This is a genomic window from Bacillus sp. FSL H8-0545, from assembly GCF_038006105.1.
Taxonomy (GTDB): Bacteria; Bacillota; Bacilli; order Bacillales; family Bacillaceae_G; genus Bacillus_A; species Bacillus_A cereus_U.
This window is the reverse complement of the sequence record NZ_JBBOUO010000001.1, coordinates 1,147,201-1,160,486: the sequence shown is the minus strand read 5'-3', so window position 1 is coordinate 1,160,486 and position 13,286 is coordinate 1,147,201. Positions and strand designations below refer to the sequence as shown.

Below are 13,286 nucleotides of genomic sequence, written 5' to 3'. Positions count from 1 at the left end.
AAAAAGAAAACCCTCCTTTGCCAGGAGGATTTTTTATTTTTCCCCGCATTAACGGGCAGTAAGACTCCCACCAAAAAATCTAACTGGAGCCTAACTGCCCATAAAAGCCCGATTGGTGAAGCTAATAATTAGTGGGGATGAAAAACACTCCCCACTAATTAAAGTTTCACTTTATCAACATATACCAAAAAATCACCTCTACCACTACAAGTAACACCGCACCAAAAATCATTAACGTCGTCTTCTTTAGTAGTTCGTTTTCACGATACGGAATATTACATAAATAAGCACCAAGTGTAATCCGTGATGGGCAAGCAATTGTCGCTACTGATGATGCGGTGTTTTGAAGTGTTGTAACGTATTGCCACGGAAGTGCTACGTTTTGCGCTGTTTGCATTTGGAGTTTAATAAACATCGCATTTGATCCTGCATTACTACCTGTTAAAAAGCCGCCAATTCCGCCAATGAATGGAGCAACGAAAACGAAAAAGGTGCCAAATGTTTCACCAGCTGTCTTTGCGAGCAATGAATGCATACCAGATGCCCCCATTAGCTCTGAAATCGCAATAAACATTGTCGTTGTAATTGCGAATGGAATCCATTGTTTTATCGTTTGCGAGAGTGATTGTTTAATAATATTAGATGGAGTGCGGAAGAAAATGATTGTAAATAAACAAGTCATGGCGAGCCAAAACCCTGGCGAATATAGTAGCTCTAGTTTGTAAGAATATGATTTTAAATCGAGAACTGCATATGACCTGAGCAGATCATGTAATGCTGGAACGAGGCGAGAAAGTAAAATACAAACCGTTAAAAAAATATAAGGGCTAATAATTTTTATAATGGATACTTCTCTCTCCGTAGCCGCCGCATGTTCTGTTAAAAGGTTTTGCTCACCTTTTCCTTTTAATTTAATGATTAAAAAGCCAAATGAAATTGTAACGATAGAACTTAATATTCCTGCTAGTTCAACACTTACGTATGCGTTAGAAAGATAGATTCCGAGAGAAAATAATAGAAAGAATCCTATCCCTTCCTTCCACTTTTCTATAACTGCCTGAAAGCCACCGACAACGTATAAAGAAAGGATGATAAAGTATGCGAAAATCGGTATGCTTAATAATGCTGTATTTGTACCAAGAGTTGTGAGTGGCATGTTGATAAGCTGAGAACCGATAATCGTACCTGTTGCCATTGCACCCCATGAACTAGCTAGTAAGCCGATAAATGAGAGCAGTACAGCTTGAAATGGTTTATAGCCTAATGAAAGAAAAATAGGTGCTGCAACCATAAAACCAATTCCGAACCCACTTACTGATTCAATAAGTGGACAAATTCCAAAACACATAAGAAGCATTTGTAATAATCTATCGTGCGTGACTTGTTCTAGAAATCTCGCTACTTGATCGATGTATCCCATTTTGTTCATGAGGTGAAATAAAAAAATACCGAAAAACAACACGTACCCGACAATAAAACAAATTAACCACCCTTTAATCGTTGCGTGTACAGTTTCACTTATCCCTAATTGAAACGTTGGCGAGAGTAAAACGATTCCGACAGAAACGGCATAAGAGATTAATGAAGCTCTTAATGACGTTTGTTTAAACAAAAACAAACAAATAAAAATCATCATAATCGGGATAAGTGCCAACAATATGGCCATGCTATCATCTCTTTTCGTAAAAAATGCAATTTTTAACTATTATATAACAGATATTGTAATTTTCAATTAATTTTATAACAGATTAAAAAAAGAGCCAAACAGCTCTTTTTTTGAATCAATCCCATTTTCTTTTATCCTGAAAAACCGTCTGCTGTCCGATTATTTTGTCTAACACAACAAACACAATATAAGCACATATTACTTGCAATACAATATTCCCAAGTTTCATTAATTCAAATGAATGGATCCATTGGAATAATTCATTTAATAATACAATCGAAACGATACTAAATAGTTCTATACTAACCGAAAATATACATACTTCGAAAATAGATTGCTCTTGAATCCGATTTAGGTTAGAGAAGATGAATAAGTACCCTAGAAACAGAGCTAGTAATTCTATTTTCGTCATGCTAATTAGCCAAGCGTATAGTGGTACGGTTAAAAGAAGATATAATAGTTTACGTCTTAGCATGCCTTCTCACCTCTGAATTATAAGTGTTTTCTGTATATTTTAACACTTTTCACATAAAAGAAACAGAAGAGACTTATGCCTCTTCTGTTTCTTTTACTGCATGTATTAACTCACATATTTCTTCGTGCTTTTCATTTTCTAATAGCTCAATGACTTTACTTCCAACGACAACACCGTCACATATTGTAATCATTTCTTCTATTTGCTCTCGTGTTGAAATACCGAATCCTGCAACAACTGGTAAGTGAACGTGTGATTTTACTTTTTCCAAGTAACTATGAATCTCGTCCTTAAAGTTTTGACGTACTCCCGTTACGCCCGCTACTGTAACGGCGTAAACGAATCCTTGTGATTCACTCGTAATTTTCTTGATTCGTTCAATTGGGCTTGTTACAGTTACGAGTGGAATTAAAGCTATTTTCGCCTCACGTAGAAGCGGCGCAATAATATGTTGTTCTTCATACGGTAAGTCTGGAACGATAATGCCATCCACACCTGCTTCAAGACAGCTCTCGATGAAACGTTCTTTTCCGAATGCTAGTACTGGATTTAAATATGTCATGAGGACAAATGGAATTTGAACTTCTTGCCTCACTTCTGCTAATGCATGAAAAATCCCTTTTAATGTTACACCGCTATCTAGCGCACGTTTTCCTGCTCTTTGAATAGTTGGACCGTCTGCGACTGGATCTGAAAACGGAATACCGATTTCAACGATGCTTGCTCCTGCTTCATCTAGAAAACGGATTCTTTCTTTTAACTTTTCAAGTCCACCATCTCCGCCCATTACGTACGGAATAAATGCTTTCTTGCCATTTTCAAACGCTGCTTTAATTTTTTCTACTCCCATTTTTTACACCTCTCCCATATAACGTTTTATACTCTCTACATCTTTATCACCGCGGCCAGATAAGCAAATGACAAGACCTTCGTCTTTCTTCATTTTCGGCGCTAATTTTAAAGCGTATGCGACAGCATGTGAGCTTTCTAACGCCGGGATAATCCCTTCTTTTTTCGTTAATAATTGAAACGCGTCTAACGCTTCGTCATCTGTGATTGAATGATAAGAAACGCGTCCAATATCTTTTAGTAAACTATGTTCTGGTCCAACACCTGGGTAATCCAGTCCTGCCGAAATAGAATGCGCTTCTTGAATTTGTCCTTCTTCATTTTGCAGAAGATACATCATCGATCCGTGTAAAACACCGACGCTTCCTTTCGTTAAAGTCGCCGCGTGCTTTTCTGTATGAACGCCTTTCCCAGCTGCTTCTACGCCGTAAAGGGCAACTTCTTCATCGTGTACGAACGGATAAAACATTCCCATTGCATTACTACCGCCACCAATACAAGCAACGACTGCTTCTGGTAATTTCCCTTCTAACGCTTCGTATTGTTTTTTCGTTTCTTTTCCAATTACACTTTGGAAATCACGAACAATTTGCGGAAATGGATGTGGTCCGAGAACTGATCCCATAATGTAGTGCGTATCGTGTACATGTGAAACCCAGTAACGAAGCGCCTCGTTTACCGCATCTTTTAACGTGCCGCTACCTGCCGCTACGCTTTCTACTTTTGCTCCGAGTAATTCCATTCGGAACACGTTTAATTTTTGTCGTCTCACATCTTCTTCTCCCATGAAGATGACGCATTCTAAACCGAGAAGGGCACATACAGTAGCTGTTGCAACTCCGTGTTGTCCTGCTCCTGTTTCAGCGACAACTTTTTTCTTACCCATTCTTACCGCAAGAAGTGCCTGACCGATTGTATTGTTAATTTTATGAGCTCCCGTATGGTTCAAATCTTCACGTTTCAAATAGATTTTTGCTCCGCCGCAATACTTCGTCATATTTTCAGCGAAATAAAGCGGTGTTTCTCTTCCAACATACGTTTGTAAATAATGATTTAATTCCTTTTGAAACGCTTCATCTTGCATCGCTTCTTTATACGCTTCTTCTAGTTCTAGTACGGATTGCATTAACGTTTCTGGAACGTATCGTCCTCCGTATATACCGTAATGACCTTTTTCATCTGGATATGCGTAGTTCATTTGGAACACTCCTTCGCTTTTTTAATAAATTGTTTTATTTTCTCCAAATCTTTCTTTCCTTCTGTCTCTACCCCGCTACTCACATCGACCATATATGGCTGAACGGTTTGAATAGCTTCTTCTATATTAATGACGTTTAATCCGCCAGCTAATATCGTTTTCTCTCGCAACTCGTTTGGCATATGTGCGAGTAACTCCCATGAAAATGTCTTACCATTCCCTCCGTAAAACTTTTCTTTCGGGCTATCAAATAACAGATAATCTGTTTCGTATTTTTTCGCATGTTCAATATCTTGTTCTAAAGCTACTCCTAACGCTTTTATAGACGGAATCTTCAATCTTCTGATTTGATGGTTGTCTTCATCCCCATGTAATTGCACATGCGTTAACCCGCACTCCTCTGCAATTTTCTGGATCACTTCTACCGATTCATTTACGAAAACACCGACCTTGAAAACGTGGGCTGGAATTTCCCCAATAATTTCTTTCGCTTGCCCTGGAGTGATTTGGCGTTTACTTTCTGCAAAAACGAATCCGATTGCATCTGCTCCGTATTCGCAAGCTCTTTTCGCTGTTTCCATATCAGTGATGCCGCAAATCTTCACTTTCATATTTTCACCTTGCATTCATCGAAAAAGCTACTAATAGAAGACGTTGTCATAAGTGCTTCACCAACTAATACACCTTTTGCACCAGCTCGTTTGACGCGAATAATATCTTCTTTTGAATGAATACCACTTTCACTAATCCAAAGTAAGTTTTCCTCATTCAGTCTTTTTCCGAGTTTTTCAGTTTGGCTTAAATCTACTTCAAACGTTTTTAAATTACGATTATTAATTCCGATAACGTGCGGATTTAATTCGATTGCAATTTCTAATTCCTGTTCATCATGAACTTCAACAATCGCTTCTAATCCCATTTCTAGTACGTAGTTATAAAGCTCTTTTAATTTCTCTTTTGACAATGCTGCAACGATTAATAAAATAAGATCTGCACCAGCTTCATAAGCTCTATCAATTTGAATTTTATCAATTATAAAATCTTTACATAAAAGAGGAATGTTACTTTCTGCTCTTGCAGTTTGTAAGTCGTGAAACGATCCTTTAAAAAATTGACCGTCTGTTAAAACGGAAACCGCTCCAGCGCCGCATTCTTCATATGTTTTCACTTGTTTTGGTACATCAACGTGTAAATTTATATCGCCTTTTGATGGAGACGCTCGCTTTACCTCGGCGATTACAGTAAACTGCTCTAAAGCTTTTACAAGTGAGTGTGTTTTCCTTTTTTCTTTCACTGGTGAATATGTTTCATATAACCCCTCAATTTCTACTTTCTTCTGCTCTACAATTTTGTCTAAAATCGTCCCCACTTTAATTCACCCTTTCTAATTTTTCATGACTTGCTGTAATTAATAAGTTTAATTTTTCTAATGCCTTTCCAGAGTCAATGCTATGTGCCGCTAGTTTAATTCCTTCTTCAATCGTTTCCGCTTTTCCGTTTGCGAAAAGAGCAAGCCCTGCATTTAGTAAAACGGTATCGCGGTATACACTTTTTTCTCCGCTCAATACTCCGAGCGTAATTTTTGCGTTTTCTTTTGAATTTCCGCCTCTAATTTCCTCATTTTTCACTCTTGAAAAACCGTAGTTTTCTGGTGCAATACTCATTTCAATTATTTCATTGTCTTTTAAAATAGCGACGCAGTTTTCTCCTTGTAATGATGCTTCATCTAAAAATCCACTTCCGTTTACGACGAGCGCTTGTTTTCTGCCTAGTTTCTGCAATACTTCCGCTACCGGCAATAACATATCTCGTTTATAAATACCGACAAATTGTGTTTCTAAATTAACCGGATTCGTCAGCGGTCCAATTAAGTTAAAGATCGTCGGAACGTTTAATTCTTTTCTTATTTTCATAATGCGTCTTAATGCTGGATGCATCGCTGGTGCAAATAAGAAGGCAATTCCTACATTTTCTAATAAGTAGTCAATCTCACCTGGCGTACAACTAATGTTTACACCGAGTTCTTCTAATAAATCAGCACTTCCTGTTTTACTAGAAACAGCGCGGTTTCCATGTTTCGCAACCTTTACACCAGCTCCGGCAAGTACAAATGCCGATGTTGTACTAATATTGAATGTTTGCGCACCGTCACCACCCGTTCCGCAATTGTCCATCGCGCCTTTTATATGATTTGAAAACGGTAATGCCTTTTCGCGAAGAGCACGAACGAGACCGTATATTTCTTCTGCTGTTTCGCCTTTCGCTTTCAGCAATACTAAGAAAGCTGCAACTTCACTTTCCAATATATTGTCACTTAATAAAAGAAGTCCCGCTTCATACATTTCCTCTTCTGTTAAATGTTGTCCCTCTACTAACTTTCGAAGATAACTGTTCATACTCTCTCCTCCTCTTTCACTTCTGCTAAAAAGGCACGTATTAACTTTCCGCCTTCTTCTGTTGCAATTGATTCTGGGTGAAACTGTAATCCGAAGAGCGGATAATAGTTGTGACGAACTGCCATGATTTCTCCGTCATCCATCGCTGTCGCGAGTATGTCAAAACACTGCGGCAAACCATTTTGCGCTGCGACGAGTGAATGGTAACGCATCGCTGTTAGCGGCTGCGTAACGTACGAAAAGATTGACGTTCCGTTATGTTTCACACGCGATGTTTTTCCGTGTTTAATACGCTCTGCTCTAACAATTGCTCCTCCAAATGCGGATATGATTGCTTGATGGCCAAGGCAAATTCCTAAGATGGGAACGTTCTTATAAAAGTGACGAATAACATCGATACAAATTCCAGCATCTTCTGGTTCTCCAGGTCCTGGTGATAGCACAATTCCTTTCGGCTTCATCTCCTCTAATTGTTCAATTGTTATTTGATCATTTCTTACTACAACAATTTCTTCCTCGTACTCGCCTAATAGTTGATACAAGTTATATGTGAATGAATCATAATTATCGATCAGTACAATCATTTCATAACCTCCAAAAGCGCTCTCGCTTTATTTAATGTTTCTTCATATTCAGCTACAGGGTCTGAATCGTAGACGATACCCGCTCCTGCCTGAACGTACGCTTTCTCATCTTTTACAACCATCGTTCGAATTGCTAGCGCCATATCAAGATTTCCTGAGAATGAAATATATCCAACTGCTCCGGCGTATACATTTCTTTTTTCATGCTCTAACGTATTAATAATTTCCATCGCCCTTATTTTCGGAGCGCCTGATACTGTGCCAGCTGGTAAACAATACGCTAATGCATCAAATCCACTCATTTGTTTTCGCAATTTTCCGTAAACTTCAGATACAATGTGCATAACGTGAGAGTATTTCTCTACTTTCATATATTTATCTATCGTCACAGAGCCAATTTCACTTACTCTGCCAATATCATTTCGGCCTAGATCCACAAGCATCATATGCTCCGCCCGCTCTTTCTCATTTCCTAACAGTTCTTTTTCGATTTCCTCATCTTCCTGCTTCGTTTTCCCTCTCGGTCTCGTGCCGGCAATTGGATTTGTCATTACCTTATCATCTCTTACTGATAGTAAACTTTCTGGCGAAGAGCCCAGTACAACATAATCTTGAAAATCGATATAGAACATATATGGTGATGGATTCGCAATTCGAAGTTTCCTGTATAATGCGAACGGATCTCCTTTACACTCACTTTTTAATCGCTGGGATAATACAACTTGAAAAATATCTCCGGCCCGAATGTATTCTTTCGCTGTTTCCACCATTTCACAAAATTCTTTTTCCGTTACTGAAGAAGTGAATGCTAAAGATGATATTACTTCACTCACCTTCTCTTCTTCTACGTTTAGCACTTCCTCTTTGTATCGTTGCAATCTCTCGTATACTTCCTCATAAGAAGCTGATTCATCTTCCTTGCATACATATACAAACGATAGTTTTTGGCGTAAATGATCGTAAACGATAAACTCGCGATACAGTAAAAGGTGTACTTCTGGAATATTTAATGGATCATGTAAGTCTACTCCTATATTTTCATACTGCCGAATTACGTCGTAGCCGATATATCCAACTGCTCCCCCGCAAAACGGGAATGGACTGTCTACTTGCGCTGGTGCGATTACCTCTTCTAACATTTGCAGTACGTTACCTTGCAGCTTTTCTGTTTGGCTGTAAATCGTTCGTTCCACTTCCGTACCAACACTTTTCACTTCACCATACGGATTATATCCTAAGCAAGAATAGCGTCCTTTATCTTGATGAAGCTGTGAGCTTTCTAGTAAAAACTTCTTCTTCCCTTTCATACGTCTATATAAAGAAATTGGCGTAATGCTATCTCCTTCTTCTTCAGCGATTACTAAAAATGTTTTTCCTTGTTCTTTTTGCTTCATAAATTCCTCTTTTGTCATCATGCCTTTCACCTCACTCTGAAAAATAAAAAAGTCCCCTACATATCGAAATATGTAGAGGACGATAAATTTACCGTGGTACCACCTCAGGTTGGACGCAAAAGCATCCCGCTTTATTCAGGTACAAAATATATACCTTATCCTTGTAACGGCGGAACCCGGGTTGCCTACTGAAAACAATTGTTCAGCATACCTCTCGTAAGCCCATTCCGTATATGGCACCGCACCGGGCTCCCACCTGCCCCCGGCTCTCTGTAACGTCTCCAAATATACGTACTCTTCTTACTTAAACGATTTAACTTATTTAATTTTTATAGTGCGTTCAACAATTTTTTGTACACAAAAAGGGAGTACTCATCCTATAGAAAGGACGGGTACTCCCGTGGTGCCACCTTAATTCGTTACGAATGTAACGCACTTTGCCGTATCAAAAAATAATACGTGTCTCTTGTATCGATGAGATCATGTCGCCAAAGCCTACTTCTTTCGTTTCGGTTTGGAAGCTCCGAAGCCCATTCCACATCAATCCCATACTGATTCGCACCAACCATCAGCTCTCTGACATGTTCATCATGTGTACTCTTCTTCATCAACGCTTGCATTTTTTTAAGTTGCACTCATTATATTCCTCATATTTCTAATAAGTCAATACTTTTTCCGAAAAAAATATTATTTCTTCGTTCGATATTATATTGACAAAACAACCTGTTTTTATGTAAAAATAATAAATACTCTATTAAAATTAAGGTTTTTTGCCAGAAAGTTATATATCCCAAAAGTAAAGAGATGTCAAAAACCGCTTAAATTTCAGAAAATTCTTATTTGTGCATGGATTTTTCTGAATAATCATGATAGATTATAAATATGCAAAATGCATCAAAAGACATGACAAAAGGAAGGGGAACTACATGAGTACGCAGATGTTAATTTTAACTTCTATCTCTATTTACATGCTCGGGATGCTAGTTATCGGCTATTTTGCCTATAAACGAACGTCCAACTTAACAGATTATATGCTTGGCGGGCGTACACTAGGCCCCGCAGTAACAGCATTAAGTGCTGGAGCAGCTGATATGAGCGGTTGGCTTTTAATGGGCTTACCCGGTGCAATGTTTAGCGTTGGATTAAGTAGTAGCTGGATTGCGATTGGCCTAACACTTGGCGCATACGCAAACTGGATCTATGTCGCTCCTCGCTTACGTACCTACTCAGAAATTGCAAACAACTCTATTACTATTCCAGAATTTTTAGAACATCGTTTCCACGACAAATCTCATATGCTACGCCTCGTATCTGGACTTGTTATTATGATTTTTTTCACATTTTATGTAGCTTCAGGATTTGTTTCCGGCGCTGTATTATTCGAAAATTCATTTGGACTCAATTACCATGTTGGCCTTCTTATCGTTGGAAGTGTTGTCGTAGCTTACACATTATTTGGTGGATTTTTAGCTGTAAGTTGGACAGACTTCGTACAAGGAATCATTATGGTAGTCGCTCTTATTCTTGTTCCAATCGTAACAATTATGCATGTAAACGGACTTGGTCCAGCATTTGACACTATTAGATCTATCGATCCAACATTATTAGATATTTTTAAAGGCACTTCTGTATTAGGTATTATTTCATTATTCGCATGGGGCCTTGGTTATGTTGGACAACCTCATATTATCGTACGCTTTATGGCAATTTCGTCTGTAAAAGAAATTAAAAGCGCACGCCGAATCGGTATGAGCTGGATGATTTTCTCTGTTGTCGGAGCTATGTTTACTGGTCTTATCGGTATCGCATACTATTCAAAAGCGGGTTTAAAACTTTCTGACCCAGAAACGATTTTCGTTGAACTTGGCAGTATTTTATTCCATCCGCTTATTACTGGATTTTTATTAGCGGCTATTTTAGCAGCTATTATGAGTACAATCTCATCTCAACTTCTCGTTACTTCAAGTGCAGTAACAGAAGACTTATATAGAACATTCTTTAAGCGCGATGCTTCTGATAAAGAACTTGTATTTGTCGGTCGTATGGCTGTTCTTGGTATTGCTTTAATTGGGTGTGCATTAGCGCTTAAACAAAATGATACGATTTTAGCTCTTGTTGGATATGCTTGGGCTGGATTTGGTTCTTCATTTGGACCTGCCATTTTATTAAGCTTATATTGGAAACGTATGACGAAGTGGGGCGCGCTTGCTGGTATGATTTCAGGTGCAGCCACAGTAATTATTTGGACACAGTTTAAATTCTTAAAAGATTTCTTATATGAAATGATTCCTGGTTTCGCTATTAGTTTAATAGTGATCATAATTGTTAGTTTACTAACTAAACCTTCAAAAGAAGTTGAAGAGCAATTTGAGAATTTTGAAAAACAACATAGTCATAGTCTATAAAAAAGCTTTGCTGTTATCGTAACAGCAGAGCTTTTTTTATTACAGTTCGACAATCTTCTTCTCAAATTTAACAAATTCTTTATGTTTCGTTAAATTTAACATAACACTACTCCTTTATAGTATGAGTATCAGCACTTATACAGAAAGGGGACTCCACCAATGTTAGCAGCTTTCCAGCAAAAGCATATAAGAAAATTTTCACCTATCACAAATACTTCTGCTTCTTGTTTAAACATTCAACCTAATCCGCCCAAAATTTCAATTGCTCCTTCTGTTATTTCAGTTATCGGTGTTCATATGGGAAAAAATAAGTTAAAAATAAAAACTGGGCAAAGTACTGAGTTATCAGCTTCCGTTTTGCCAATGCAAGCGACGAACCAAGAGCTTATTTGGACAAATATGAATTCTGATGTCATCACAATCTATCCAAAAGGTGATACGGTAACGATTACTGGAAAAAGTGCAGGAAGAGCAGTTGTTATTGTCACAACTGCTGAAGGAAAATTCCGCGACTTATGTGTCGTTCACGTACAACCTTATATGACCAATCCAAAGTGACATAAAGAGAGTGGATACGAATCCACTCTCTTACTTTATCTCAATTCCAGGATTTTTTCTTTTTAACAACAAAATAAATTCTTCTTTATTTCTTGGAGAAATAAGTTCGGTTTCATATGATCCGTAAACAATTTCAAGTCGATCAAATGATAATGCATAAGACGCTATTGGATTTTTTGTATTGGAAATTCGTTTTATGTCTCCTATAAATATACGTTTTTTAACGGGACCTGATGTAATCATAATTATTTCTTCCTTAACGATATATTTTGTTGAAAACCAACTCCAACTAAACAGTATAGCTAATGGAATTGTAAAAAATAAGAGAAAGTATTCTCTCCCTGCAAATATTGGAGCAAAACAGGCACCTATAACGATTATAAAGACCAGATATAACCATGCATCTTTTTTTGATGGAAATTCCATTACGCTCCCTCCTCTCTTGATTTAAGTTAATGAATTCCCCTCCTTCTCTTATTAAAATAAAAGTAATATTGAAATAGGAGGACGACATATGAATGAACGAAAGTTTGCCTTATTTGCTGGTACTTCTCTTCTCATTATGGCATTCGCTGCATTTTTTTCTTACGGTTTTGTTCACGGAAATCTCGTTGTACAAGGAGATTTGAGCACGACACTCCATAATATTCAAACTTCAAGTTCACTTTTCAAAGCAGAAATCTTTGGTTGGATTATCATTTTTATTACAGATATTATCGCCTCGTGGGCTCTTTACTTCTTTCTAAAACCTATCCATGCTCGCTTCTCATTACTGGCTGCCTGTCTTCGTCTTATGTATACAGCTATACTTGGGATTGCTATATTCAATTTAACATTGGTATTGCTGCTTTCAAAAAGCATAGTTGCTAATTCAGAAGCATATACAATGTTATTTCTAGAAGCTTTTGAATACATTTGGTCTGTAGGATTAATCATTTTCGGTTTACATCTTCTCACCTTAGGATACGTAACCTTTCAATCTAAAAACATACCGAAAACTATTAGTATATTACTGCTCATTGCTGCAATCGGCTATATCATCATTAACGTAATGAATACGATGTTTTCACAATATGATGCGATTATTTCCATTCTTAACGTTGTCTTTCAACTACCGATGATCGCAGGTGAACTAGGATTTAGTATATGGCTATTGCTTAGAGGTGGAAAAAACTCTACTGTTTGAGTCGTTTCTTAATTCTGCTTAATGATTCTGGCGTAATACCTAGATAACTTGCCAATTGATATTGAGGAACACGATGAATTAAATGCGGGCGTTTTTGTAATAATGATTTGTAGCGCTCTTCTGGTGTCGATGCAATAAATAATGTAAGTTCTTCTTGTACTTCACCAAAATTGTATTCAATCATTTGGCGCGTCATTTCTTCTAACTGTGAATATTTCTTATACATGTCCTTTTCACTATACAGATCGCCAACTACTACTATACAGTCTTCTAAACACGTTAACGTATGCGGGGATGATTTATCTTGTTTATGATGATTGAAATTTGCGATTGCTTGTTCTTCTGTATAAAAATTTGATGTAACCTCTCTCCCTGCTTCATCTATACAGTGCTGCCTCACGCATCCTTTTAATACAAAATAACATTTAGACGGAACATCTCCTTGTCTTAGGAGCACTGTTCCTTTTTTATATTCTTCAATTTGTAATTCACTCAGGATCAGTTGCTGCTCTTCTTCACTTAATGTTGTAAAACTCTTCATATACTTCTTTAATATCTCTTCCATTTCTCTCCCC

General features: G+C 37.6%; 14 protein-coding genes and 2 other annotated features. Of the genes, 3 read left to right on the top strand and 11 right to left on the bottom strand.

Annotated elements, in window-relative coordinates; all coding sequences use genetic code 11:
- Positions 1-166: 166 nt before the first annotated feature.
- From MHI07_RS06120 to trpE, 9 genes are all read right to left on the bottom strand, one after another.
- Positions 167-1,666, bottom strand: a complete 1,500-nt coding sequence (locus tag MHI07_RS06120) for an L-lactate permease (protein WP_340822552.1) — start codon at positions 1,664-1,666, stop codon at positions 167-169.
- A gap of 115 nt (positions 1,667-1,781) precedes the next feature.
- Positions 1,782-2,141: a DUF4029 domain-containing protein gene (locus MHI07_RS06115; protein ID WP_215570015.1), complete on the bottom strand. Its 360-nt coding sequence runs from the start codon at positions 2,139-2,141 to the stop codon at positions 1,782-1,784.
- 73 nt (positions 2,142-2,214) lie between these two features.
- Positions 2,215-2,991 carry a tryptophan synthase subunit alpha gene (trpA, locus tag MHI07_RS06110; protein ID WP_002201343.1) on the bottom strand — a complete coding sequence of 259 codons (777 nt, stop codon included), beginning with the start codon at positions 2,989-2,991 and terminating at the stop codon, positions 2,215-2,217.
- Between the two features lie 3 nt (positions 2,992-2,994).
- Positions 2,995-4,188 carry a tryptophan synthase subunit beta gene (gene trpB, locus MHI07_RS06105; RefSeq protein ID WP_002158844.1) on the bottom strand — a complete coding sequence of 398 codons (1,194 nt, stop codon included), beginning with the start codon at positions 4,186-4,188 and terminating at the stop codon, positions 2,995-2,997.
- On the bottom strand, positions 4,185-4,799 hold the full coding sequence (locus tag MHI07_RS06100; RefSeq protein ID WP_340822546.1) for a phosphoribosylanthranilate isomerase: 615 nt from the start codon (positions 4,797-4,799) through the stop codon (positions 4,185-4,187). Before MHI07_RS06100 ends, trpB begins: the two co-directional genes overlap by 4 nt.
- On the bottom strand, positions 4,796-5,557 hold the full coding sequence (gene trpC, locus MHI07_RS06095) for an indole-3-glycerol phosphate synthase TrpC (RefSeq protein WP_340822543.1): 762 nt from the start codon (positions 5,555-5,557) through the stop codon (positions 4,796-4,798). The genes MHI07_RS06100 and trpC overlap by 4 nt, the downstream gene beginning before the upstream one ends.
- Before the next feature lies 1 nt (position 5,558).
- Entirely contained in the window at positions 5,559-6,584 is a 1,026-nt protein-coding gene (gene trpD / locus MHI07_RS06090) for an anthranilate phosphoribosyltransferase (RefSeq protein WP_016104197.1), read from the bottom strand.
- Entirely contained in the window at positions 6,581-7,168 is a 588-nt protein-coding gene (locus MHI07_RS06085; protein ID WP_340822538.1) for an aminodeoxychorismate/anthranilate synthase component II, read from the bottom strand. Before MHI07_RS06085 ends, trpD begins: the two co-directional genes overlap by 4 nt.
- The gene (gene trpE / locus MHI07_RS06080; protein ID WP_340822536.1) at positions 7,165-8,583 is read right to left on the bottom strand and encodes an anthranilate synthase component I; all 1,419 of its coding nucleotides are present in this window, start codon (positions 8,581-8,583) and stop codon (positions 7,165-7,167) included. The genes MHI07_RS06085 and trpE overlap by 4 nt, the downstream gene beginning before the upstream one ends.
- Positions 8,584-8,634: 51 nt before the next feature.
- Positions 8,635-8,880, bottom strand: a binding site (T-box leader).
- A gap of 63 nt (positions 8,881-8,943) precedes the next feature.
- Positions 8,944-9,182 (bottom strand) — a binding site (T-box leader).
- 306 nt (positions 9,183-9,488) lie between these two features.
- On the opposite strand from trpE, the gene putP reads away from it, so the two are divergent.
- Together putP and MHI07_RS06070 are read left to right on the top strand one after the other, a co-directional pair.
- Positions 9,489-10,967 carry a sodium/proline symporter PutP gene (putP, locus tag MHI07_RS06075; protein WP_340822534.1) on the top strand — a complete coding sequence of 493 codons (1,479 nt, stop codon included), beginning with the start codon at positions 9,489-9,491 and terminating at the stop codon, positions 10,965-10,967.
- 159 nt (positions 10,968-11,126) lie between these two features.
- A complete protein-coding gene (locus tag MHI07_RS06070; RefSeq protein WP_002202749.1) occupies positions 11,127-11,525 on the top strand; it encodes an Ig-like domain-containing protein in 399 nt (132 codons plus the stop codon).
- Between the two features lie 30 nt (positions 11,526-11,555).
- On the opposite strand, the gene MHI07_RS06065 is transcribed toward MHI07_RS06070, so the two are convergent.
- Positions 11,556-11,951: a PH domain-containing protein gene (locus MHI07_RS06065; RefSeq protein ID WP_340822532.1), complete on the bottom strand. Its 396-nt coding sequence runs from the start codon at positions 11,949-11,951 to the stop codon at positions 11,556-11,558.
- Positions 11,952-12,039: 88 nt separating this feature from the next.
- On the opposite strand from MHI07_RS06065, the gene MHI07_RS06060 reads away from it, so the two are divergent.
- Complete coding sequence (locus MHI07_RS06060; RefSeq protein ID WP_340822531.1) at positions 12,040-12,711, top strand: DUF4386 domain-containing protein; 672 nt, start codon at positions 12,040-12,042, stop codon at positions 12,709-12,711.
- On the opposite strand, the gene MHI07_RS06055 is transcribed toward MHI07_RS06060, so the two are convergent.
- Positions 12,701-13,276 (bottom strand): Crp/Fnr family transcriptional regulator, encoded by a 576-nt coding sequence (locus MHI07_RS06055; RefSeq protein WP_002158855.1) that lies wholly within the window; start codon positions 13,274-13,276, stop codon positions 12,701-12,703. The genes MHI07_RS06060 and MHI07_RS06055 overlap by 11 nt on opposite strands.
- Between the last annotated feature and the right edge of the window lie 10 nt (positions 13,277-13,286).

Excerpts from the sequence above, each read along its gene's own strand:
- MHI07_RS06115 (WP_215570015.1), bottom strand. The coding sequence starts at position 2,141 with ATGCTAAGACGTAAACTATTATATCTTCTTTTAACCGTACCACTATAC.
- MHI07_RS06055 (WP_002158855.1), bottom strand. The coding sequence starts at position 13,276 with ATGGAAGAGATATTAAAGAAGTATATGAAGAGTTTTACAACATTAAGT.
- putP (WP_340822534.1), top strand. The coding sequence starts at position 9,489 with ATGAGTACGCAGATGTTAATTTTAACTTCTATCTCTATTTACATGCTC.
- MHI07_RS06120 (WP_340822552.1), bottom strand. The coding sequence starts at position 1,666 with ATGGCCATATTGTTGGCACTTATCCCGATTATGATGATTTTTATTTGT.
- trpD (WP_016104197.1), bottom strand. The coding sequence starts at position 6,584 with ATGAACAGTTATCTTCGAAAGTTAGTAGAGGGACAACATTTAACAGAA.
- trpA (WP_002201343.1), bottom strand. The coding sequence starts at position 2,991 with ATGGGAGTAGAAAAAATTAAAGCAGCGTTTGAAAATGGCAAGAAAGCA.
- MHI07_RS06085 (WP_340822538.1), bottom strand. The coding sequence starts at position 7,168 with ATGATTGTACTGATCGATAATTATGATTCATTCACATATAACTTGTAT.
- MHI07_RS06070 (WP_002202749.1), top strand. The coding sequence starts at position 11,127 with ATGTTAGCAGCTTTCCAGCAAAAGCATATAAGAAAATTTTCACCTATC.
- trpE (WP_340822536.1), bottom strand. The coding sequence starts at position 8,583 with ATGATGACAAAAGAGGAATTTATGAAGCAAAAAGAACAAGGAAAAACA.
- MHI07_RS06065 (WP_340822532.1), bottom strand. The coding sequence starts at position 11,951 with ATGGAATTTCCATCAAAAAAAGATGCATGGTTATATCTGGTCTTTATA.
- MHI07_RS06060 (WP_340822531.1), top strand. The coding sequence starts at position 12,040 with ATGAATGAACGAAAGTTTGCCTTATTTGCTGGTACTTCTCTTCTCATT.
- trpB (WP_002158844.1), bottom strand. The coding sequence starts at position 4,188 with ATGAACTACGCATATCCAGATGAAAAAGGTCATTACGGTATATACGGA.
- MHI07_RS06100 (WP_340822546.1), bottom strand. The coding sequence starts at position 4,799 with ATGAAAGTGAAGATTTGCGGCATCACTGATATGGAAACAGCGAAAAGA.